The sequence below is a fragment of the Saccharopolyspora indica genome (assembly GCF_027853965.1).
In the GTDB taxonomy this organism is placed as follows: domain Bacteria; phylum Actinomycetota; class Actinomycetes; order Mycobacteriales; family Pseudonocardiaceae; genus Saccharopolyspora; species Saccharopolyspora indica.
In genome coordinates this window covers 72492-93365 of the sequence record NZ_JAQGLB010000025.1, presented here as the reverse complement: position 1 = coordinate 93365, position 20874 = coordinate 72492, and the positions used below count along the sequence as shown (strand labels likewise).

At 71.6% G+C, this 20874-nt stretch carries 21 protein-coding genes; 15 read left to right on the top strand and 6 right to left on the bottom strand.

Annotated elements, in window-relative coordinates; translation table 11 throughout:
* The first annotated feature begins 100 nt into the window (after positions 1–100).
* Complete coding sequence (locus OU416_RS35335; protein ID WP_270931426.1) at positions 101–553, top strand: nucleoside deaminase; 453 nt, start codon at positions 101–103, stop codon at positions 551–553.
* Positions 554–808: 255 nt separating this feature from the next.
* Here the strand turns inward: OU416_RS35335 and OU416_RS35330 are convergent, their stop codons facing one another.
* The gene (locus OU416_RS35330) at positions 809–2134 is read right to left on the bottom strand and encodes an APC family permease (RefSeq protein WP_270931425.1); all 1326 of its coding nucleotides are present in this window, start codon (positions 2132–2134) and stop codon (positions 809–811) included.
* Positions 2135–2236: 102 nt separating this feature from the next.
* On the opposite strand from OU416_RS35330, the gene OU416_RS35325 reads away from it, so the two are divergent.
* From OU416_RS35325 to OU416_RS35290, 8 genes are all read left to right on the top strand, one after another.
* Positions 2237–2650, top strand: a complete 414-nt coding sequence (locus OU416_RS35325) for an OsmC family protein (protein ID WP_270931424.1) — start codon at positions 2237–2239, stop codon at positions 2648–2650.
* Between the two features lie 155 nt (positions 2651–2805).
* Entirely contained in the window at positions 2806–4221 is a 1416-nt protein-coding gene (locus tag OU416_RS35320; RefSeq protein ID WP_270931423.1) for an amino acid permease, read from the top strand.
* A 114-nt stretch (positions 4222–4335) separates the two neighbouring features.
* Entirely contained in the window at positions 4336–5016 is a 681-nt protein-coding gene (gene rpe, locus OU416_RS35315; RefSeq protein WP_270931443.1) for a ribulose-phosphate 3-epimerase, read from the top strand.
* A gap of 74 nt (positions 5017–5090) precedes the next feature.
* Positions 5091–6113, top strand: a complete 1023-nt coding sequence (ribD, locus tag OU416_RS35310; RefSeq protein ID WP_270931422.1) for a bifunctional diaminohydroxyphosphoribosylaminopyrimidine deaminase/5-amino-6-(5-phosphoribosylamino)uracil reductase RibD — start codon at positions 5091–5093, stop codon at positions 6111–6113.
* Positions 6114–6148: 35 nt separating this feature from the next.
* The gene (locus OU416_RS35305; protein ID WP_270931421.1) at positions 6149–6796 is read left to right on the top strand and encodes a riboflavin synthase; all 648 of its coding nucleotides are present in this window, start codon (positions 6149–6151) and stop codon (positions 6794–6796) included.
* Positions 6796–8088 carry a bifunctional 3,4-dihydroxy-2-butanone-4-phosphate synthase/GTP cyclohydrolase II gene (locus OU416_RS35300; RefSeq protein ID WP_270931420.1) on the top strand — a complete coding sequence of 431 codons (1293 nt, stop codon included), beginning with the start codon at positions 6796–6798 and terminating at the stop codon, positions 8086–8088. Before OU416_RS35305 ends, OU416_RS35300 begins: the two co-directional genes overlap by 1 nt.
* Positions 8085–8582 (top strand): 6,7-dimethyl-8-ribityllumazine synthase, encoded by a 498-nt coding sequence (gene ribH, locus OU416_RS35295; RefSeq protein ID WP_270931419.1) that lies wholly within the window; start codon positions 8085–8087, stop codon positions 8580–8582. The genes OU416_RS35300 and ribH overlap by 4 nt, the downstream gene beginning before the upstream one ends.
* 32 nt (positions 8583–8614) lie before the next feature.
* Positions 8615–9010 carry a PH domain-containing protein gene (locus tag OU416_RS35290; protein WP_270931418.1) on the top strand — a complete coding sequence of 132 codons (396 nt, stop codon included), beginning with the start codon at positions 8615–8617 and terminating at the stop codon, positions 9008–9010.
* 53 nt (positions 9011–9063) lie between these two features.
* Here the strand turns inward: OU416_RS35290 and OU416_RS35285 are convergent, their stop codons facing one another.
* Together OU416_RS35285 and OU416_RS35280 are read right to left on the bottom strand one after the other, a co-directional pair.
* Complete coding sequence (locus OU416_RS35285) at positions 9064–9438, bottom strand: FKBP-type peptidyl-prolyl cis-trans isomerase (protein WP_270931417.1); 375 nt, start codon at positions 9436–9438, stop codon at positions 9064–9066.
* A gap of 80 nt (positions 9439–9518) precedes the next feature.
* Positions 9519–10850 (bottom strand): aminotransferase-like domain-containing protein, encoded by a 1332-nt coding sequence (locus OU416_RS35280; protein ID WP_270931416.1) that lies wholly within the window; start codon positions 10848–10850, stop codon positions 9519–9521.
* Positions 10851–10977: 127 nt separating this feature from the next.
* Here OU416_RS35280 and OU416_RS35275 point away from each other — a divergent pair, with 127 nt between their 5' ends.
* Both OU416_RS35275 and OU416_RS35270 read left to right on the top strand, forming a co-directional pair.
* Positions 10978–11892 carry a branched-chain amino acid transaminase gene (locus OU416_RS35275; RefSeq protein WP_270931415.1) on the top strand — a complete coding sequence of 305 codons (915 nt, stop codon included), beginning with the start codon at positions 10978–10980 and terminating at the stop codon, positions 11890–11892.
* A gap of 98 nt (positions 11893–11990) precedes the next feature.
* Complete coding sequence (locus tag OU416_RS35270) at positions 11991–12746, top strand: nucleotidyltransferase domain-containing protein (protein WP_270931442.1); 756 nt, start codon at positions 11991–11993, stop codon at positions 12744–12746.
* Between the two features lie 55 nt (positions 12747–12801).
* On the opposite strand, the gene OU416_RS35265 is transcribed toward OU416_RS35270, so the two are convergent.
* Together OU416_RS35265 and OU416_RS35260 are read right to left on the bottom strand one after the other, a co-directional pair.
* Entirely contained in the window at positions 12802–13953 is a 1152-nt protein-coding gene (locus OU416_RS35265) for an MFS transporter (RefSeq protein ID WP_270931414.1), read from the bottom strand.
* Positions 13946–14701 carry a DeoR/GlpR family DNA-binding transcription regulator gene (locus tag OU416_RS35260; protein WP_270931413.1) on the bottom strand — a complete coding sequence of 252 codons (756 nt, stop codon included), beginning with the start codon at positions 14699–14701 and terminating at the stop codon, positions 13946–13948. The genes OU416_RS35265 and OU416_RS35260 overlap by 8 nt, the downstream gene beginning before the upstream one ends.
* A 181-nt stretch (positions 14702–14882) precedes the next feature.
* Between OU416_RS35260 and OU416_RS35255 the strand changes: the two genes are divergently transcribed.
* From OU416_RS35255 to OU416_RS35240, 4 genes are all read left to right on the top strand, one after another.
* Positions 14883–15872 carry a beta/alpha barrel domain-containing protein gene (locus OU416_RS35255; RefSeq protein WP_270931412.1) on the top strand — a complete coding sequence of 330 codons (990 nt, stop codon included), beginning with the start codon at positions 14883–14885 and terminating at the stop codon, positions 15870–15872.
* A 162-nt stretch (positions 15873–16034) separates the two neighbouring features.
* Positions 16035–16862 (top strand): hypothetical protein, encoded by an 828-nt coding sequence (locus OU416_RS35250; protein ID WP_270931411.1) that lies wholly within the window; start codon positions 16035–16037, stop codon positions 16860–16862.
* Between the two features lie 93 nt (positions 16863–16955).
* Complete coding sequence (locus tag OU416_RS35245; RefSeq protein WP_270931410.1) at positions 16956–18443, top strand: hypothetical protein; 1488 nt, start codon at positions 16956–16958, stop codon at positions 18441–18443.
* A 98-nt stretch (positions 18444–18541) separates the two neighbouring features.
* Positions 18542–19621, top strand: a complete 1080-nt coding sequence (locus tag OU416_RS35240; protein WP_270931409.1) for a glycoside hydrolase family 172 protein — start codon at positions 18542–18544, stop codon at positions 19619–19621.
* 208 nt (positions 19622–19829) lie between these two features.
* On the opposite strand, the gene OU416_RS35235 is transcribed toward OU416_RS35240, so the two are convergent.
* Positions 19830–20768, bottom strand: coding sequence for an MBL fold metallo-hydrolase (locus OU416_RS35235; protein ID WP_270931408.1), 939 nt, complete (start codon positions 20766–20768; stop codon positions 19830–19832).
* Positions 20769–20874 lie beyond the last annotated feature (106 nt).

The window sequence follows — 20874 nt, the reverse complement described above, 5'->3', positions numbered from 1 at the left end:
ATTGAAGTTGCGCGGGTTGCCGGTGTGTCGGGGGCTCGTTGTGGTGGGGTGGGTGCGGTAGGTGTGTCGGTGGCGTGGGTTGAGAAGTGGGTGGTTCGGAATGTCCGAAGTGGACTACCAGCGGTGGCTGGCGGTGGCGGTGGCCGAGGCCGAGGCCGGGCTCGCCGAGGGCGGGATCCCCATCGGGGCCGCGCTGATCGGCCGCGACGGCGAGGTGCTCGGCAAGGGGCACAACCGGCGCGTGCAGGACGACGATCCGTCGGTGCACGGCGAGACCGCGGCCTTCCGCAACGCCGGGCGGCAGCGCTCCTACGCGGGCACGACGATGGTGACCACGCTGTCGCCGTGCTGGTACTGCAGCGGACTGGTGCGCCAGTTCGGCATCAGCCGCGTCGTGATCGGTGAGGCCCGCAACTTCCACGGCGGCCACGACTGGCTGGCCGAGCACGGCGTGGAGGTCGTGCTCCTCGACGACCCGGCCTGCACCCGGATGATGGCCGACTTCATCGCGGCCCACCCCGGCCTCTGGTACGAGGACATCGGCCAGGACTGACCACCTCGCCAGGGCGGTGGTCAATTTCGTACGAAATTGACCATCACCCGGGCGAACGTCAATTTCGTACGAAATTGACGCCCCGCCCCCAGAGTTTCGGCAAAGTCGTCCAGGCTGGGTTCGCGCGGCAGTTTTGCCTGAAACCGACCGGACATTCCGGGCCCGGCGAGGTGCCAGTTTCCGGCAAAACTGCCACCCGCCCCGGCCCGGCCGGACTTGCCGGAATCCTGGCCCCGCCCCCTGCAGTGAGCCGGGCTAGTCGGTGGTGGTGCGGTTGCGGACGGTGTAGGTGATCAGGCCCAGCAGCAGCCACACCGCCGCCACCGCCAGGGCCAGGCCGCTGGCCGTGATCAGCACGACCACCGAGATCAGGCCGCCGATCACCGGGATCACCACGGTCGAGGCGCTGCGCTCCCGGCCCGGCACCGCGAAGTAGCCGATCACCGAGGCATGCAGCAGCACGAACGCGGTCAGCGCGCCGACCGTCACCATCGACGACAGCACCTCCAGGCCGTCCTCGGCCGACGCCGCCCACACCGACACCAGCAGCGTCACCACGGCGGCCAGCAGCGTCGCGTTGCGCGGGACGTGCGTGCGGCGGTCGATGCGGGCGAGACCGGCGGGCAGCTGCCCGTCGCGGGCCATGCCGAACAGCAACCGGCTCACCGCCGCCTGCGCGATCATCGCGGAGAACGCCGGGGCGATCGCCTTCACCGCCGTCACGGCCACCGCCAGCCAGCCGCCCAGCGCGGCCCGCAGCATGTCGTAGAACGCGGAGTCCTGCGCGTTCGGGTTCTGCGCCAGCTCCTGCGGCGTCAGCGGGCTGAGCAGGGCCGCCAGGTAGGTCTGCGCGAAGAACAGCACGCCGCTCAGCGCCAGGCAGAACAGCAGCGCCCGGCCGACCTGGCGGGTGGAGCCGGTGTTCTCCTCGGCGAAGGACGCGATGGCGTCGAAGCCCAGGAACGACAGCACCGCCACCGACACCGCGCCCAGCACCGCCAGCGGCGCGAACCCCGCGAAGCCGGTCAGCGGTGACAGCCACGGCCGCGCCGGGCCCTCCCCGGCCAGCACCACCAGCGCGGCGACCACGAACACCACGAGCAGCACGATCTCCACCACCAGCACCACCGTGCCGACCATCGCCGCGACCTTGACCCCGGTCAGGTTCAGCGCGGTGACCACCACGATCGCCGCGCCGGTCGCCAGCCACACCGGGATCTGCGGCACCAGCGAGTTGGTCGCGATGCCGACGAACAGCGAGGCCACGCTCGGGATGAACAGGTAGTCCAGCATGATCATCCACCCGGCGGCGAAGCCCGGCGCACGCCCCAGCCCGGCCGAGGCGTAGGCGAACACCGACCCGGCCTTGGGCACCGCGGCCGACATCCGCGCGTAGGACCACGCGGTGAAGCCCATGGCGATCGTCGCCACGACGTACACCAGTGCCACCGCACCGCCGCTGCGCGCGTCGAGCACGCCGAAGACGCCCACTGGAGCGAGCGGGCCGATGAACAGCAGCCCGGAGACGATCAGGTCGCGCAGCGTCAGGCGGCGCTGCAAGCCTTCCTCGGTTGTGGTCATGGCCTCGATCCCGGTTCGGAACAACGCGGTGCCCGCGGTGGTTGACCTTGCACGGTCGCAGCACCGAGGCTGGACCGGCAACTCCAACGAACGGTGGTACGAATGTCTTCCACTCCGGTCGAAGTGACCCGGACCGGTCAGCACGCCTTCCTCGCGACGAACCCGCGCGGAGGCCAGGTCGCGATCGGCCGGGAGGACGCCCCCGACGCGTTCACGCCCGGTGAGCTGCTGCTCGCCGCGATCGCCGCCTGCTCCGCGGTGACCAGCGAGAACCTGCTGGTCCGACGGCTCGGCGAGGACGCCGAGCTGACCGTCCGCGCGGACCGCACCAAGGTTCCGGAGGACAAGCACAAGTTCGCCCGGGTCCAGGTGGGCTTCGACGTCGACCTCAGCGCGATCGAGGGCGACGACCGCACCAAGCTGCTCGAAGCCGTCGAGCGCGCGATCACCAAGTACTGCACGGTCAGCCGCTCCGTGGAGGAAGGCACCCCGATCGACCTCACCCTGCCCCGCTGACCCCCGCCGTCACCCGGGACCGCGTCAATTTCGTACGAAATTGACCTCGCGCGCCAGTTTGGGCCACAAGTGCGCAACCGAGGCCGCCCGCGGTGCCCTCCGCGTCGTAAGGTGCTCGTCGCGCACTGAGCGGTGCGCGACGAGTGGGAGGCGTAGTGGCACAGGAGACCGCACCGGAGCAGCAGTCCGGGTTACGCCGGGATCTGTCCGGCCGCCAGGTCGGCATGATCGCCATCGGCGGTGCCATCGGCACCGGGTTGTTCCTCGGCTCCGGCCTGGCGATCTCCATCGCCGGACCGGCCGTGATCATCGCCTACGCGGTGGCCGCGTTCGCCGCGCTGGCGCTGGCCTTCGCGCTGGCCGAGATGATCGTGGTGCACCCGGAGGCCGGTGGTTTCGGCGCGGTCGTGCAGCGCTACCTCGGCGGGCTGCCGGGCTTCGTGTCGCGGTGGATCTACTGGGCCGCGCAGGTGGTCAACATCGGCAGCGAGGTCATCGCGGCCGGGCTCTACGTGCAGTTCTGGTACCCGCAGCTGCCGCTGTGGATGCCGGTGGTGGCGTTCTCGCTGCTGATGCTGGCGGTCAACTTCGCCGCGGTGCGGTTCTTCGGCGAGTTCGAGTACTGGTTCGCCATGATCAAGGTCGTCACGATCGTGGTGTTCATCGGGCTGGGCGTGTTCTACATCTTCTTCGGCCTGCCGGGCCAGCAGCCCGCCGGTGTCGGGGCGCTGACCGAGCACGGCGGGTTCCTGCCCAACGGCATCGGCGCGGTGTGGCTGGCGCTGACCGTGGTCACCTTCTCCTACCTGGGCACCGAGGCGGTGTCGATCACCGCCGCGGAGTCCCGCAACCCCGGCCGGGACGTCCCGCGCGCGGCGCGCGGCATGGTGCTGCGGCTCGCGCTGTTCTACGTGCTCGGGATGCTCGTGGTGGTCTCGATCCTGCCGTGGAACGAGGTGTCGTCCTCCGGTGAGGTCACCGAGAGCCCGTTCGTGCGGCTGTTCAGCATGGTGGGCATCCCGGCGGCGGCCGGGATCATGAACTTCGTGGTGCTCACCGCGGCGCTGTCGGCGATGAACACCAACCTCTACATCACCGCGCGGATGACCCACTCGCTGGCGATGGACGGCTATGCGCCGAGGTGGTTCGCCAAGGTCAGCGGCAACGGCGTGCCGCGCCGGGCGCTGGTGCTCTCGGCGGCCGGGCTGGCGCTGGCCGCGGCGCTGGCGGTGTTCGCCGAGGACTCGGCGTTCCCGATGCTGCTGGGCCTGGCGCTGTTCGGGGCGCTGATCACCTGGCTGATGATCTTCGCCAGCCAGCTGGTGTTCCGCCGCCGCCGCGCGGCGGAAGGTCTGCCGCCGTCGCCGGTCCGGCTGCCGGGCGCGCCGGTGACGACGGTGATGGCGATGCTCTTCGTCGCGGCGGTCCTGCTGACCACGCCGTTCACCGAGCAGTTCAACACCGCGTGGAAGGCGGGCGTCCCGTTCGTCGTCATCCTCTGCGTGGCGTACTACGTCATCCACCGCCGCCGCGCGGCCGAACCCGACTCCGAGACCGAGAGCGCGAAGTAGCCGGTTCCGGGGGCGCGCGGCCCCCGGGACCACCGCTCACCCGATCGGGTGGCGAGGGTGATCTGAGCTGGGGAATGCGCGGGATTTACACTCCCGCATGTGTCGAACCAGCCGATGATCGCGCCCTCCATCCTCTCCGCAGATTTCGCCCGCCTCGCCGATGAGATCTCCGCCGTGAACGGCGAGCCCGGCAAGCGGGCCGACTGGCTGCACGTGGACGTGATGGACGCGCACTTCGTGCCCAACCTGACCCTGGGCCTGCCGGTGGTCGAGTCGATCCTGAAGGCGACCGACATCCCGGTCGACTGCCACCTGATGATCGAGGACCCGGACCGCTGGGCCGTCGGCTACGCCGAGGCCGGTGCCTACAACGTCACGGTGCACGTGGAAGCCGCCAAGGACCCGATCGCCATCGCCAAGGACCTGCGCGCCGCCGGCGCCAAGGCGGGCCTGTCGATCAAGCCGGGCACCCCGCTGGAGCCCTACCTGGAGGTGCTCAAGCACTACGACACCCTGCTGGTGATGTCGGTGGAGCCGGGCTTCGGCGGCCAGAAGTTCATGGCCGACGTGCTGGACAAGGCCCGCAAGGCGCGCGAGCTGGTCGACACCGGCCACCTCAAGCTGGTGGTGGAGATCGACGGCGGGATCAACGCCGACACCATCGAGCAGGCGGCCGAGGCGGGCGTGGACTGCTTCGTGGCGGGCTCGGCGATCTACAACGCCGACGACCCGGCCAAGGCCCTGGAAGCCCTGCGCGCCAAGGCAGCCCCGAACTTCGCCCACGCCCGGCAGTGATCGTTTCCCGTGAGTGCTTTGTGGTGCTATAGCGCCACAAAACACTCACGGGTCCGGGGAGCGGGAGGACGACGATGGTCGCTCGTGGCGAAGAGCAGGCGATGCGTGCCGCGGTCGCGGCCAGCGAGCAGGTCCGGGGCACCACCAGCCCGAACCCGCCCGTCGGCTGCGTGATCGTGGGCGCCGGCGGTGAGGTCGTCGGGGTCGGCTCGACCCGGCCACCGGGTGGTCCGCACGCGGAGGTCGTCGCGCTGCGCGCGGCGGGGGAGCGGGCCAGGGGCGGCACCGCCGTCGTCACGCTGGAACCCTGCTCGCACACCGGCCGCACGCCGCCGTGCACCGAGGCGCTGATCGCAGCCGGTGTCGCGCGCGTCGTGCACGCCGCCTCCGACCCGAATCCGCTGGCCAGCGGTGGTGCGGAGCGGCTGCGCGCGGCGGGCGTGGAGGTCGTGAGCGGCTTGCTGGCCGACGAGGTCGCGGCCGGACCGCTGCGCGCGTGGCTGCACTTCGCCCGCACCGGCCGACCGCACGTGACCTGGAAGTACGCGGCCACGCTCGACGGGCGCTCGGCGGCGGCGGACGGCACCAGCAAGTGGATCAGCTCCGCCGAATCCCGCGCCGACGTGCACCGGATCCGCGCCCGGGTGGACGCGATCATCGCGGGCACCGGCACGGTCCGCGCCGACGACCCGCACCTGACCGCCCGCGCTCCCGACGGGGCGCTGCTGGAGCGGCAGCCGCTGCGGGTCGTCATCGGCGACAGCGAGATCCCCGCGACGGCGAAGGTGCTCGACGACGCGGCCGAAACGCTCCGCCTGCCCGGCGGCGATCCCCGGGCGGCGCTGGCGGCGCTGGCCGAGCGCGGCATCGTCGACGTGCTGCTGGAGGGCGGGCCGCGGCTGGCCGGTGCGTTCGTGCAGGCCCGCTGCGTGGACCGGGTGCTGGCCTACGTGGCTCCGGCGCTGCTCGGCGCCGGTCCGGCCGCGCTCGGCGAAGCCGGAGTGGGAAGCATCTCGCAGGCATGGCGGTTGCAGATCGAAGAGACGACTATGAGTGGCCCGGACGTCCGCATCAGCGCGGTCCCGCAGGAGAGCTGAGGGCCGCGGCGGACGCCGAAGGCGAGGAGGCAGCAGTGTTCACCGGGATCGTCGAGGAACTCGGCACCATCGAGGCGGTCGAACCGCTGGCCGATGGCAGCAGGCTCACCATCCGAGGGCCCGTGGTGACCGAGGACGCCAAGCACGGCGACTCGATCGCCGTCAACGGCGTGTGCCTGACGGTGGTGACCGTCGGCGACGGGCAGTTCACCGTCGACGTGGTGGCCGAGACGCTGCGCCGCTCCTCGCTCAAGGGCATCGCCACCGGTGACCGGGTCAACCTGGAGCGCGCCATGGCCCTCGGCGACCGGCTCGGCGGGCACATCGTGCAGGGCCACGTCGACGGAACCGCGGTGCTGCGCGGCACCGACGCCGACGGGCTCACCCGCTTCGAGCTGCCGCAGCGGCTGTCGCACTACCTGGTGGAGAAGGGCTCGATCACCGTCGACGGCGTCTCGCTGACGGTGGTCGAAGCGGGCGAGTCGGCGTTCAGCGTCGCGCTCATCCCGACCACCAAGGAGCTGACCACGCTCGGCCGCCGCGCACCGGGTGACGAAGTGAACATCGAGGTGGACGTGCTGGCCAAGCACCTCGAACGGCTCGCGGCCGCGCAGTTGGACCACCGGGCCCGTGGTGCGCAGCCCCGTTCGGGGGACAATGGCGGCGTCAGGGAGGCGCAGTGATGAACCCCGAGGTTGGCGGCACCGTGAGCACGAACAAGTTCGATAGCATCGAGCGCGCGTTGGCCGACATCGCCGCCGGGCGTCCGGTGGTGGTGGTCGACGACGAGGACCGCGAGAACGAAGGCGATCTGATCTTCGCCGCGGAGAAGGCGACGCCCGAGCTGGTGGCGTTCATGGTCCGCTACACGTCCGGCTACATCTGCGTCGGCATGCCCGGCGAGGACTGCGACCGCCTCGACCTGCCGCCGATGTACTACTGGAACCAGGACCGCAAGGGCACCGCGTACACGGTCACCGTGGACGCCGCCGAAGGCGTGAGCACCGGCATCTCGGCCGCCGACCGCGCCAAGACGCTGCAGGTGCTGGCCGGTGCCGAGTCCACGGCCAAGGACCTCACCCGCCCCGGCCACGTCGTCCCGCTGCGCGCCCGCGACGGCGGCGTGCTGCGCCGGCCCGGCCACACCGAAGCCGCGGTCGACCTCTCCCGCCTGGCCGGCCTGCGCCCGGCCGGTGCGCTGTGCGAGATCGTCAGCCAGAAGTCCGAGGGCGACATGGCCCGCCGCGACGAGCTGGAGGTCTTCGCCGAGGAGCACGACCTCGCGCTGATCACCATCGCCGACCTGATCGCCTACCGGCGCCGCTTCGAGAAGCAGGTCGTCCGGGTCGCCGAAGCCCGCATCCCCACCGCGCACGGCACCTTCCGCACCTACGGCTACGACAGCACCATCGACGGCATCGAGCACCTGGCCCTGGTCTATGGCGAGATCGGCGACGGCGAGGACATCCTGGTGCGGGTGCACTCCGAGTGCCTGACCGGCGACGTGCTCGGCTCGCTGCGCTGCGACTGCGGCCCGCAGCTGGACGCGGCGATGGCCAAGGTCGCCGAAGCCGGCCGCGGCGTGGTGCTCTACATGCGCGGGCACGAGGGGCGGGGCATCGGCCTGATCCACAAGCTGCAGGCCTACCAGCTGCAGGACGACGGCGCTGACACGGTCGACGCCAACGTCGAGCTGGGCATGCCGGTGGACAGCAGGGACTACGGGCAGGGCGCGCAGATCCTCTGCGACCTGGGCGTGAAGTCGATGCGGCTGCTCACCAACAACCCGGCCAAGCGCGTCGGCCTGGAGGGCTACGGGCTGCGGATCGTGGACCGGGTGCCGCTGCCGATCCGCCCCAACCCGGAGAACATCCGCTACCTGCGGACCAAGCGCGACCGGATGGGCCACGTGCTGGACAATCTCGACGACGGCGAGGATTCCTCGATCAACGGCGAGGCTGGAGTGACGGCATGAGTGGCGAGGGGAGGCCGCGCGTCGGCGCGCCGAAAGCCGGCGAGCTCCGGCTGGGCATCGCGGCGATCCGCTGGCACGAGCGGTTCGTGGAGCAGATGCTCTCCCGCGCGCTGGCGGCGGCTGCGGAGGCGGGCATCGCCGAGCCCACGGTGGTGCGGGTGCCCGGTTCCATCGAGCTGCCGGTGGTCTGCCAGCAGCTGGCGCACCAGCACGACGCGGTGGTCGCGCTCGGCGTGGTCGTCCGCGGCGGCACCCCGCACTTCGAGTACGTCTGCGATTCGGTCACCCAGGGCCTGACCCGGGTGGCGCTGGACGAGTCCACGGCGATCGGCAACGGCGTGCTGACCTGCGACACGGTGGAGCAGGTGGAGGCGCGGGCCGGGTTCGAGAACTCGGTGGAGGACAAGGGTTTCGAGGCCACCGCGGCAGCTCTGGAGACCGCGCTCGTGCTGCGGGAGCTGCGGGGCTGGGACGGCGAGCGGGGGTTCTTGTGAGCGTGGAGGTGCGGCCGCGGAAGGTCCGCCGGGTGGCGATCCCGATCGCGGTGCTGCTGGTCCTGGTGTTCGTGCTGGTCGGCACCCTGCTGACGAACAGCCCGACCGGGGTGATCTTCTCGCTGTCCGACCAGATCGCGATGGGCTTCCTGGGCGTGCTGCTGGCGGCCGGGGTGATGCTGCTGACGCGGCCGCGGCTGCGCGCCGACGCCGACGGGCTGGAGGTCCGCAACATCATCGGCACCCACCGCTACTCGTGGCCGGTGGTGGAGTCGGTGTCCTTCCCGGACGGTTCGGCGTGGGCCCGGCTGGAGCTGCCCGAGGACGAGTACGTGCCGATCATGGCGATCCAGGCGGCCGACGGCGAGCAGGCCATCAAGGCGATGCGCGAGCTGCGCGAACTGCGCCGCCAGGCCCAGGACGCCTGACAGGCTGAGCGCGCGAGGCCCGCGACCGCGGTGGTCGCGGGCCTCGTCGCTGTTCAGCGGGCGGCCACGAGGTCGCAGACGAAGACCAGGGTCTCGCCGGGCGCGATGACCCCGCCCGCGCCGCGGTCGCCGTAGGCCATGTGCGGCGGGATGATCAGCTGGCGGCGGCCGCCGACCCGCATGCCCTGCAGGCCCTGGTCCCAGCCCGCGATGACCTGGCCCTTTCCGAGCGTGATCTGCAGCGGCTGACCGCGGTCCCAGCTGGCGTCGAACTGCTTGCCGGTGCTGTGCGAGACGCCGACGTAGTGGACGGCGACCTCGGTGCCCGCGGTGGCCTCCTGGCCCTCGCCGACGGTGAGGTCCTTGACGACCAGCTCGGTCGGCGGCTCGCCGGTGGGCTTGGCGATCTTCGGCTTCTCGGTGTTCACGAGCGTTCTCCTCGGTCTCGCTTCCAGTGCTGCCGCGAATTCTCCCGGACGATCCGAAGTGGAGCGCACCCGCCCGCTGGTCAGGTGCGGGCCGACCACGCCCGGGCCAGGGCCGGTACGGCTTGGTCGAGGAGCTCCGGGGGCAGCGCGAAGCTGAGCCGCAGGCGATCGCGGTAGCGGCGGTCGGCGGAGAACATCGAACCCGGCGCGACCGCGACACCGTGCTCGCGGGCCAGTTCGGCGAAGGCGTCGGTGTCGGTGCCCGGCAGCCGCACCCACAGCGACAGGCCACCTGCGGGACGGCTCCAGGTCCACTGCGGGAGTTCCCGGCGCAGGGCGGCGGACAGGTGGTCGCGGCGGCGGGTCAGCTCACCGCGCCAGGACGTGAAGTCGTTGTGCCGCAGCAGTTCCGCCGCGAGCCGCTGGCTGACCGTGCTGGTCGCCAGGTCGCCGGTCTGCTTCAGCTCGGTGAGCTGGCTGCGCAGCGGCTCGGGGGCGACGAGCCAGCCCACCCGCAGGCCGCCCCACAGCGCCTTCGACAGCGAGTGGACCTCGATCGTGCCGTGCGGGTGGGTGTCGGCGAACCGGCCCGGCGGCGTGCCTTCGTGCACCACCTCGGCCAGCGCGTGGTCGACGACCACCGGCAGGTCGGCGTTGCGCGCGATCCCGGCCAGCTCCCGCACGCGCTCGGCGCCGGCGACCGCGCCGGTGGGGTTGCGGACGGCTTGGACGTAGGCGAAGGCGGGCCGATGCCTGCTCAGCGCCTCGCTCAGCGACTCGGGGACCATGCCGTGCTCATCGGTGGGCACCGCGATCGCCCGCGCTCCGCACCCGGTGATGGCGGCCAGCGCTCCGGGGTAGGTGGGTTCCTCGACCAGCACCGCTTCGCCGGGACGGGCCAGGCAGCGGGTGCTCAGGTCGATGCCCTGCTGCCCGCCGCTGGTGATCAGCACGTCGCCGAGGAGCTCCAGCAGGCCCGGCTCGCCGAACCGGTCGTAGCCGTGCCTGCTCGGGGTGTGCAGGAGGTCGGCCGGTTCGAGCTTGGGCAGGCGCAGGTGCGCGGGATCGGGAACGACCGATGTGGACAGATCGGCGAACACCGCGCCGGGGCTGAGCAGCCGGTCCATCGCAGAGGCCGCGACAGATGCGGTGAGGTAGGTGCCGCTGCCGTGCTTGCGCTCGCAGATCCCGTCCTCGAAGAGCGCGTTGAACGCGGCGGCCACCGCGCCGCGGCTGCACTCCAGCACGCGGGCCAGGTCGCGCTCGGAGGGCAGGCGGGTGCCGGGGCTGAGCGCGCCGGTGCGGGCGAGGTCGGTGAGCGCGGTGGCGAGCTGGCGGCTCAGCGGGCCGTGCCCGTGGCGGAGCCGGTCGCGGATCAACGCGGCGAACTGGTCCACATCGGCGGTTGGCATGCGGGCCATTCTGCCGCAAGGAGGACCACGCTCTAGTGGATGAGTGATCCACTTGCTAACGTGTCACTTGATCGCGAAGTGGCTTGTTCCACATCGCGGGACAAGCCACTTTGCCGGAGGGGTTGCGATGGCGCTGACCGAGGCGGACCACATCTGGATGGACGGCGAGCTGGTTCCGTGGCAGGACGCCCGGATCCACGTGCTCAGCCACGGATTGCACTACGGCACCGGGGTGTTCGAAGGCGTCCGCGCGTACTCCACATCGGACGGACCGGCGCTGTTCCGGCTCGACGAGCACCTGGACCGGCTGTTCCGCAGCGCCAGGATGCTGCGCATGGCGCTGCCGCGCGGCAAGGCGGAACTGCGCGCGGCGACGCTGGAACTGGTGCGCGCCAACGGCCACCGCTCCTGTTACGTCCGCCACCTCGCGCACCTCGGCTACGGCTCGATGGGCGTCGATCCGACCGGGGCCGAGGTGCAGATGTCGATCAGCAGCTGGGAGTGGGGCGCCTACCTGGGCGAGGCCGCCGAGCAGGGCATCCGGCTGATGACGAGTTCCTGGCGCCGCAACGATCCGACCGTGGTGCCGACCGCCGCCAAGGCCACCGGTCCCTACCTCAACTCCGCGCTGGCCAAGCTCGAAGCGCGCGAGGCCGGGTTCGACGAAGCGGTGCTGCTGAGCACCGACGGCCACGTGAGCGAGTGCTCCGGCGAGAACATCTTCATCCGGCGCGGCGACGTGCTCTTCACCCCGCCCTCCAGCGCGGGCGCATTGGAGGGCATCACGCAGGACGCGGTGTCGACGCTGGCCGCCGACCTGGGGTTCGCCGTGCGGCGCGAGAACCTCCTGCGCTCGGACCTCTACGCCGCCGACGAGATGTTCCTGTGCGGCACCGCGGCCGAGGTGACACCGGTGCGTTCGGTCGACAACCGGGAGATCGGTGCGCCCGGCCCGATGACCGGAAAGATCCGCGACGCCTTCAGCGCGGCGGTGAGCGGCGAGGACGAGCGCTACCGGCGCTGGTTGACCTTCGTCGGCTGATAGCCTTCTCCGCATGGGCTCCGCGCAGTGATCACCCCGTCCCGCAGCGCGACTCGACCGGTCGCGCTGGTCTTTCCTGCGCTGGAGGAGCTGTTTTGCTGGCAGAAGCCGAATTCGAAACCCACGTCGCCGACCGCCTCGCCGAGCTGCCCGGAGTGCGCGCGGTGAGCCTCGGCGGATCGCGCGCCCAGGGCGCGCACCGCACCGACAGCGACTGGGACTTCGCGATCTACTACCGCGGCCGGTTCGAGCCGCAGCACCTGCGCGACGTCGGCTGGCCCGGCGAGGTGTCCGAGCTCGGCGCCTGGGGCGGCGGCGTGTTCAACGGCGGCGCCTGGCTGCGGATCGACGACCGCCCAGTGGACGTCCACTACCGCGATCTCGACGTCGTCGAGCACGTGCTCGACGAAGCTCGCGCCGGGCGCTTCGAGTGGCAGCCGCTGATGTTCCACCTGGCGGGCATCCCGAGCTACCTGGTGCTGGCCGAGCTGGCGATCAACCGGGTGCTGCACGGCGAGCTGCCGCGCCCGGAATTCCCGCAGCCGCTGCGCGAAGCCGCGCCGGAGGTCTGGTGGCAGCAGGCCTCGCTCACCCTCACCTACGCGCGGGCCAACCACGCGCCGCACGGGCGGCTCGCCGAAACCGCTGGTGCGATCGCGCAGGCGGCCTGCCAGTCGGCCCACGCGGTCCTGGCCGCGAGAGGGGAGTGGGTGACCAACGAGAAGCGCCTGCTCGCCCGGGCGGGCCTGCGCGAGGTGGACCAGCTGATCGCGGGCCTGGCTCCGGAGTCCCTGGTCGCAGCGGTGGACCAGGCTCAGGCCCACCTCGAAGCGGCCGTGACCGCAGCCCGCTGATGGTCGTGAGTGCGTAACAGTGTTCGAACACTGTTGCGCACTCACGACCTCCGGGTCAGCGGGGGCGGACTGCCGGGGCGGAGAGGGCGACCAGCAGGGCCAGGGCCGCCGGGACCGCGAGGCCGATGCTCAGGTCGGTCCAGCTGGAGATCAGGCCGATCACCACCGGGCCGGCCAGCAGGCCGCCGTAGCCGAGGGTGCTGACCTGGGCCAGGTCCCGGCCGCTGCGGCTCGGATCGCGGCTGCCCGCCGCGCTGAACACCTGCGGGATGATGCACGACAGCCCGATGCCGAACAGCGCGAACCCGATGATCGCCGCCACCGGGTGGTGCAGCAGCAGCGCGGTGCCCAGGCCGGTCCCGGCGATCGCGCCGCAGCAGCGGACCAGCACCACCGGGCCGAGCCGGGCGACCAGGAAGTCGCCCAGGAACCGGAAGACGGCCATCATCGCGGAGAACACCGCGTAGCCGATCGCCGCGACCGCCGGGCCGGTCTCCAGCACGTCGTGCAGGTACAGCGGCGACCAGTCGGCCATCGAGCCCTCGCCGACCGAGCAGAAGAACGCCAGCACGCCGAGGAACAGGATGCCCGGCGAGATCCCGCGCTGCCGCGGTGCGGAACCGCTGGACACCTGCGCTTCCGGCGGGAGCAGTTCGCGGCTGGCGGGCAGCAGCACCGCGGCCAGCGCCGCCCCGACGAGGGCGAAGTGCAGGCCCACGCCGATCGAGGCGTAGGCGGCCAGCGCACCGACCCCGGCGCCCAGCAGGCCGCCGACGCTGAACATCGCGTGGAACGTGCTCACGATCGGCCGCCCGTAGCCGCGCTGGACCTGCATCGCGTGGGTGTTCATGGCCACGTCGACGGTCCCGTGCCCGGCGCCGAACAGCAGCAGGCCCACCAGCAGCACCGGCAGGCTGCCCGCGAAACCCGGCAGCAGCAGGCTCGCCGCCATCGCCAGCCCGGCCGGAGCCAGCACCCGGGCGCTGCCGTACCGGTCGGCGAGGTGCCCGACGGCCTGCATCGCCAGCACCGAACCGGCCGCGACCGCGAACAGCGCCAGCGTCACCTGCCCCTCGTCGAGGTCGAGGTCCTGCTTGATCGCCGGGATCCGAGCGGTCCAGGTGCCCAGCGCCGCACCGGTGCTCACGAAGTAGGCCGTGACGGCCCAGCGCGCCCGCTGCGGGGCCGCGACGCTCGTCTCAGACAACGCGCACCTCCACCCCGGCCGCCGCGAGCTCGGCGCGGACCTCCTCCGGCGCGGAGGAGTCGGTGACGACCACGTCGAGATCGGTGACCGGGCAGACCAGCCCCAGACCGGTGCGGGCGAACTTCGCCCCGTGGCACACCGCGACGACGCGCTGGGCGGCATCCACCGCGGCCTGCTTCACCGGCACTTCCTCCAGGTCGTGCGCGGTCAGGCCGTGCTTGGCGGACAGCCCGCAGACGCCGAGGACCGTGGTGTCCACCCGCAGCGCCCGCAGCGAGGCCTCCGCGAGGTGCCCGGTGAAGGTCAGCTCGCCCGGCTTGGTGCGCCCGCCCGGCAGCAGCAGGTCCACCTGCGGCACGTTGCTCAGGGCGTTCGCCGCGTGCAGGTCCAGCGGGATGGCGGTGAGCCTGCGGTGCGCGAGCCGCTTGGCGACCTCCAGCGTCGTGGTGCCGGAGTCGAGGATCACCGATTCGCAGTCGGTGATCAGCTCGTCGACAGCGGCGGCCAGCCGCTGCTTGACGGCCGCCTCGTCGCGCTCGCGCAGCGGGAACGGCGCGGAATGGCCGCGCAGGAAGCTCACCGCGCCGCCGCGCACCCGGCGCAGGACGCCCTGCTCGGCGAGTTGGTCGAGGTCGCGGCGGATGGTCATCTCCGAGCAGCCGGTCGCCTCGGCCAGCTCGGCGACCGTGACGCGCTCGGCCAGCCGCAGTCGTTCGACGATCGTCGATGTGCGTTCCGAACTCTCCACGCATTCGATCGAACATGAATGTTGTGCGGAACGCAAGAGAACGAACAGCGCATGTGATCGAGGCCGCTGGGGTGGGGAGTCGTGAATGGGGGACAATGGAGGCCGACGCTGCGACGCGCAGGTCGTCGACGCGGGGTAGGAGGAGATCGTGAGCGTGGCCCAGGAGCGCAACCTACGGTTGGTGCGAGACGTTCCGGCCGAACCCGGCGTTCGGCTCGGCGACATCAGACTGCGCAACCGCCTGGTGACCTCGTCCAGCCTGCTGGGCTACGGCGTGGCCAACGCCAAGGTGATGGCCTACGGCATGAGCCCGATCTCGAACTTCGTGCGGCTGGAGCGCTTCGGCGCGGTCACCACCCGCACCGTCACCGTCGAGCCCCGCGAAGGGCACTTCACCACCAAGGACGACTGGGCGCTCAACGAGCTGCCCGCCCTGCTCAAGCGCTACGGCCAGGCGCTGCGGCAGGTCGACGGCGGCTGGCTCAACGCCTTCGGCTGGTGCAACGTCGGCATCGACGCCTACCTGCGCGACTACTACCCGCGCACCCGCGAGCAGAACACCATCATCTCCGTCGGCGGGTTCTCCGCCGAGGAGTTCGTCACCCTGGTGGACAAGGTCAACGCCGCGGTGCCCGCCGGCGAGATCGCCGCGGTCGAGTTCAACGTCTCCTGCCACAACGTCAACTTCGACTTCGACCAGATCATCGAGTCGGTGCTGGCCGAGGCGGTGCCGCGCAGCAACCACCCGGTGATCCTGAAGCTCTCGCCGGACTACGGCTACGTCGCCCACGCGCGGCTGGCGGCCAAGCACGGGGTGTCGGCGCTGACCGCGATCAACACCGTCAAGGGCCTGCGGCTGGACCCGAACACCGGGCAGCCGCTGCTGAAGAACGGCTTCGGCGGCCTGTCCGGCCGCGCGATCAAGCCGATCGGCCTGCGGGTGGTCAAGGAGCTGCGCGACGCGGGCGTCACCCTGCCGATCGTCGCCACCGGCGGCATCCGCAGCTTCGACGACTGCCGCGAGTACTTCTGGGCGGGCGCGGACGCGGTGAGCCTCGGCAGCGCCAGCTGGTTCGCCAGCTACCCGGGCTACGCCCTCTCGCCCCTCTACGGCGCTCGCATCCGAAACCTCCTGCGCCGCATCGAGAACTACGAACCCCCGGCCCGCTGACGATCACTCCCGCGGCGCCCCGGTCGACTCGGCCGGGGCGCCGTCACGTGATCGGGTGGTTCGGCCGCCATCCGGAGGATCGTGGGCGGAATCCGCTCGCACCCGCACTGCGGATCAGTACGCTGCGCCGCTGTCGGATGATCGCGGCACAGGGGTGAGTTCATGGCCGAGCGGACCGAGAAGCCCACCGGCAAGCCGGATTCCGCGCCGCGGCCTTCGTGGTGGCGGTTCGCGCTGTCCAAGACCGGGATCGCCATCGGTGCGCTGGTGGTGGCCATCGCCGGGGTGGCGGGCCCCTTCACCTGGAACGCGGTTCGCGATCTCTTCCGGCCACCGCTGCTGGTCACCGCGGTCGTGGAGAACACGGCGGCGCAGGACTACAGCTACGCGTTCGGCGAAGTCATCCCGCCGGAACGCGTGGCCGAGCTGGGAGATCTCGGCGACTACCCGGCCGCCGGCCCCCGGGTGCCCGGTGCCACGAAGCTCAACGAGCTCGGCACCCGGATCACGGTGGAGGGGGCGAGCTCGCGCAACGTCGTGATCACCGACATGCGGGTGCGCGTTCTCGACCGGGGCCCGAACGTCGCCGGTACGGCCGCGTGCGTCGGGCCGCAGGGCGACGTTTCCACCATCCGGGTGGGATTCGACCTCGACGAACCCAACCCGATCGCCCGGACGGTCGAAGGGCGGGAGTGGGGCGGCAGCTACTTCCTGGACAACGCGATCGCCCTGGCCGATGGTGAGGCCGTGGTGTTCCAGGTCGCCGCACGAGCCGAGAAGGCCCACTACACCTGGGTGCTGGAACTGGCCGTGGTGATCGACGGCGAGCCCGGGACGATCGAGGTGCGGCCGGAGGACGGGCCGTACCAGCTCACGGGAGCGGCCGAGAGCTACGGCTCGGTGTTCCACTGGTACCGCGATCTCGAGTTCAGCCCGGTTCCCGCCGGCGAAGTCGGCAAGTGCGTCGAACGATCCGGTGCGAACGGGTGATCGTCGCGGGCACCGGACGAAACGCCCCACCCGCCGTTGCGCTTGCCCTACGCTGATCTCCCGGTGATCCCGTCCGGAAGCGGGTGCGGTGCGGTGGCGGAAGGCGATGGGAAACCCCGGCGCCGAGGACGAGCGCTGGCGGTCGGGCTGCTGCTGGTGCTGGGCATCGCGGCCGGGATCTGGTGGATCCGCGGTGGTCCGGAAGCGGGCCCCGGCACGCCGGAGGAGCTGACCGCGCTGCTCCCGGCGGCGGGCACCGGCCCGTTCCGGACGAAGGAGCAGAGCCCGGCCAAGACCCGCGCGATTCTGGCGAGCCTGGAGCAGTGCGGGCCGGAACCGGTGGTGCAGAAGTTCCGGACGCGGGCCCCGGCGAGTTTCGCGTTCTACGGCATGAACGAGGACTCGACCGCGCTCGTCGCGGTCGTGCGGTTGGATCCGGAGGATCGGGAGCCGGTCCGCGAAGCACTGCGCACCAGCGGCCACTGCGACCGGCCGGGCACGGGGGACGAACGGGTGTGGTGGACCAAGGTCGACCGGCCCTGGTTCGGCGAGGAGTCCGCGCTGTTCCGGGAGACCTACAGCGGCGGGCCGCCGGAGGACCCGGTGGTCAGCGGCGGCGGCTCGGTGTGGTCGCTGGCCGCGTCCGGGGACTGGCTGGTGGCCGTCAGCACCAGCACGATGGACGAGCTCGAGCGGATCTACCCGGATCTGCTGGCCGGCTGGGACCGGGCGACCGGGACGCACTTCCTGGCGCCGGGCCGGTCCCGCAGCGACTGCCGGGAGCCCGAGCTGCCCGCGGACGTGCCTGCCGAGGCCGAGGAGGGGCTGGCGACCATCCGCGGCATGGCCTGCCAGGGCCGGGCCGAGCTGGTGCGGGCGATGCAGTCCGCCCCGCTGGTCCTCGACAGCGGATTCGCCACCGGCCCCGCAGCGGTGGACATCGGCGATCCGGTGGAGCTCGCGCGGCTGCTGGAAACCCCTGCGGTGCACCGCAACGGGGCGCTCAGCTTCCGGCGCGGCGACAGCGCGGCCGTGTTCTCGACGGTGCGCTCCGGTGGCCTCGCGGGGATCGGCTGGGACGCCTACGTGCGGCACTGCGCCACGGCGGTCCCGGTCGCGGCCCGGCAGTGCGGACCCGACCCGAACGGGCCGCTCGGCGGAGCGGACTGGCCGTCGCTGGCCGCGGGAGCGGGGTGCGCGTCGGACTTCCACCCGTTCGGCCCGATCTCGCACGCGCTGTTCCAGGACGTGACCGGCGACGGCCGCCAGGACGCGATCATCGCGCTGCTCTGCGAATCCGGGGACGGTGCGGCGCTCGGCGAGGTGCGGGTGCACGACGGCGCGTCGGTGAGGGATTCCCCGCGGCTGATCCAGTCGCTGATCCGGGACGACCCCGGCCCGCTCGGCACCGGCGTGCTCCCGGTCGCCCTGACCGCCGACGGCGCCGACCTGGTCGTGGAATCGCACGCCTGGCACGAGTTCATCTACCCCGGGGATGACCCTGACGTGCGGGTTCTCGACCGCTTCCGCTGGCGGGGCAGCGGTTTCGAGCGCGTGGCGCGAGAGGTGCGCGGGCCCTGATTAGGTCGATCGGCTTGCCCTTCCCGGGAAGCCGCCGCCCCGTCGATCTCCGTGGTAGAAGGGATTGACGAGACGCACATCACTCTGGGGAGGCAGTCTTGGGCGGTTACGGAGATTTCGGCAGCAGCCTGCGGGACCTGCCCCGGTTGCGGACCAGCAGGCGCGGCCGGGTGTCCAGCTGGGACCAGACCGGGGGCAACACCGACAACTTCCGCGTCGAGCCGGGGCAGACCCGCGAGCTGGCCGACATCCAGGGGCCCGGCGTGATCACGCACATCTGGTGCACGGTGGCGCTGGACCACGTCGGCAAGCCCGCCGAGCTGGAGGGCGACTACCTGCGCAGGCTCGTCCTCAAGATCACCTGGGACGACCAGTCGCAGCCCGCCGTGCTGGTGCCGCTGGGCGACTTCTTCGGCATGGGCCACGGGCGCAGCGCCAACTTCGTGTCCGCGCCGCTGCAGATGAGCCCGCAGGACGGCAAGGGCTTCAACTGCTGGTTCGCCATGCCCTTCGCCGGGCGCGCCCGCTTCGAGCTGATCAGCGAGATGAGCGTCAAGCCGGTGACGTTCTACTTCTACATCGACTACGAGACCTACGCCGAGGCCGATCCGGAGCTGGGCTACTTCCACGCGCAGTGGCGGCGGCAGAACCCCACCGACGGCGTCGAGCAGGGCGACCAGACCAACGAGGAATTCCTCTTCGGCGGCACCAACATCGGCGGCGAGGGCAACTACGTGATCCTCGAGGCCGAGGGCCGCGGGCACTACGTCGGCACCGTGCTCAACGTGCACAACCTCCGCCACACCAGCGACTGGAACTGGTACGGCGAGGGCGACGACATGTTCTTCATCGACGGCGAGGCGTGGCCGCCGCGCCTGCACGGCACCGGCACCGAGGACTACTTCAACACCGCGTGGTGCCCGACCCAGCAGTACCAGGCCCCCTACCACGGCCTGACCATGCCGGGCGGCCCGAACTGGAGCGGCCAGGTCTCCTACTACCGCTTCCACGTGGAGGACCCGGTGGTCTTCGACGAATCGATCAGGGTCACCATCGAGCACGGCCACGCCAACAAGCGCTCCGACGACGTCTCCTCGACCGCCTACTGGTACCAGACCCTCCCCTCCCTCCCCATCACCCTCGCCCCCGTCGAAGACCGCATCCCCCGCCCCCTGTAACCCCGATCGGATGACCGGTGAAGGGCACCTTTCGCCAACTATGCGGGCGAAAGGTGCCCTTCACTCTCAACCCATCCCCGTTCGCACGTTTCAGCCGCCGGTGGTCACCAGGCCTCGCGCGGGTGGCGTGACTCGACCAGGGGAGGTGTGAAGGGCACCTTTCGCCGACTTACTTGGCGAAAGGTGCCCTTCACCTCGCGAAAACCGGTCAGACGGCGGTGCGGAGGGGGCCGCCGTTGTAGGTGACCGCGTCCGCGAAGGCCGCTGCCAGGTCGAGGTCGGTGTCGTCGGCGTCGGCGTAGGCGCGGTGGAGGTTCATGACGATGCGCTCGGGGTCCGGCCAGCCCGCGAACTCGCCCAGGTCGCAGCGCCGGGCCGCTTCCAGCGGGGTCAGGCCGTCGGTGCGGGCCTGGCGGGCGGTGTCCAGGACGAAGCGGTAGTAGCGGGCCTGGTCCTCCAGCACGCGCGGGAACGACAGACCGGGCAGCACCGGCCCGTGGCCCGGGACCACCGTTCTCGCGCGGAATCCCGCCAGCCAGTCCAGCGATTTCAGCGCGCCCTCCACCGATCCCATGAACACCAGCGGGGTCACGCCGTGGAAGATCAGGTCGCCGGTGAACAGCACCTCCGCGTCCGGCACCCACGCCACCACGTCGCCGGAGGTGTGCGCGGGATGCCCCGGGTGGTGCAGTTCGACCCGGCGGCCGCCGACGTGCAGCACCAGCGAATCCTCCAGCAGCACCGAGGGCGCGCGGTGCTCGGTGATGCCCCACTCCGGCGTCGGCGTCCACACCGGCGGCGGGTCCCGCAGGATCGTGTCGGCCAGGATGCCGTCCCGGGTCGCCGGGTGTCCGATGAGGACGGTCGAGTCGGGCAGCAGCGCGTTGCCGTGCGTGTGGTCGCCGTGCAGGTGGGTGTTCACCGCGAACCGGATCGGCACGTCCCCGCCCGCCGCGCGCACGGCGTCCAGGAAGCGCTGTGTGCGCCGCGCGGTCGCGCAGGTGTCCACCAGCACCGCGCCGTCGTCGCCGAAGACCGCCCCGGCGTTGTTGATCCACCAGCTGCCGTCCGGCTGGACCCAGGCGTGCACCCCGGGGCCGACCTCGGACAGCGTCGCGCGATCGGGATGGGCGTTCTCGGTGTTCACGGCTGACCTCCCGCCTGCTCGCGGGGAAGCCCACGGCCTCCCCGGGGCCGATCATGGACGTGGAACACCAGTGTGCCCCGCCGGGCGGGCCGGTGGTGCCTCCCGC

Bases quoted from the DNA above. Each gene is read 5' to 3' on its own strand.
- OU416_RS35335 (WP_270931426.1), top strand. From the start codon at position 101: ATGTCCGAAGTGGACTACCAGCGGTGGCTGGCGGTGGCGGTGGCCGAG.
- OU416_RS35330 (WP_270931425.1), bottom strand. From the start codon at position 2,134: ATGACCACAACCGAGGAAGGCTTGCAGCGCCGCCTGACGCTGCGCGAC.
- OU416_RS35325 (WP_270931424.1), top strand. From the start codon at position 2,237: ATGTCTTCCACTCCGGTCGAAGTGACCCGGACCGGTCAGCACGCCTTC.
- rpe (WP_270931443.1), top strand. From the start codon at position 4,336: ATGATCGCGCCCTCCATCCTCTCCGCAGATTTCGCCCGCCTCGCCGAT.
- ribD (WP_270931422.1), top strand. From the start codon at position 5,091: ATGGTCGCTCGTGGCGAAGAGCAGGCGATGCGTGCCGCGGTCGCGGCC.
- OU416_RS35300 (WP_270931420.1), top strand. From the start codon at position 6,796: ATGAACCCCGAGGTTGGCGGCACCGTGAGCACGAACAAGTTCGATAGC.
- ribH (WP_270931419.1), top strand. From the start codon at position 8,085: ATGAGTGGCGAGGGGAGGCCGCGCGTCGGCGCGCCGAAAGCCGGCGAG.
- OU416_RS35280 (WP_270931416.1), bottom strand. From the start codon at position 10,850: ATGCCAACCGCCGATGTGGACCAGTTCGCCGCGTTGATCCGCGACCGG.
- OU416_RS35275 (WP_270931415.1), top strand. From the start codon at position 10,978: ATGGCGCTGACCGAGGCGGACCACATCTGGATGGACGGCGAGCTGGTT.
- OU416_RS35250 (WP_270931411.1), top strand. From the start codon at position 16,035: ATGGCCGAGCGGACCGAGAAGCCCACCGGCAAGCCGGATTCCGCGCCG.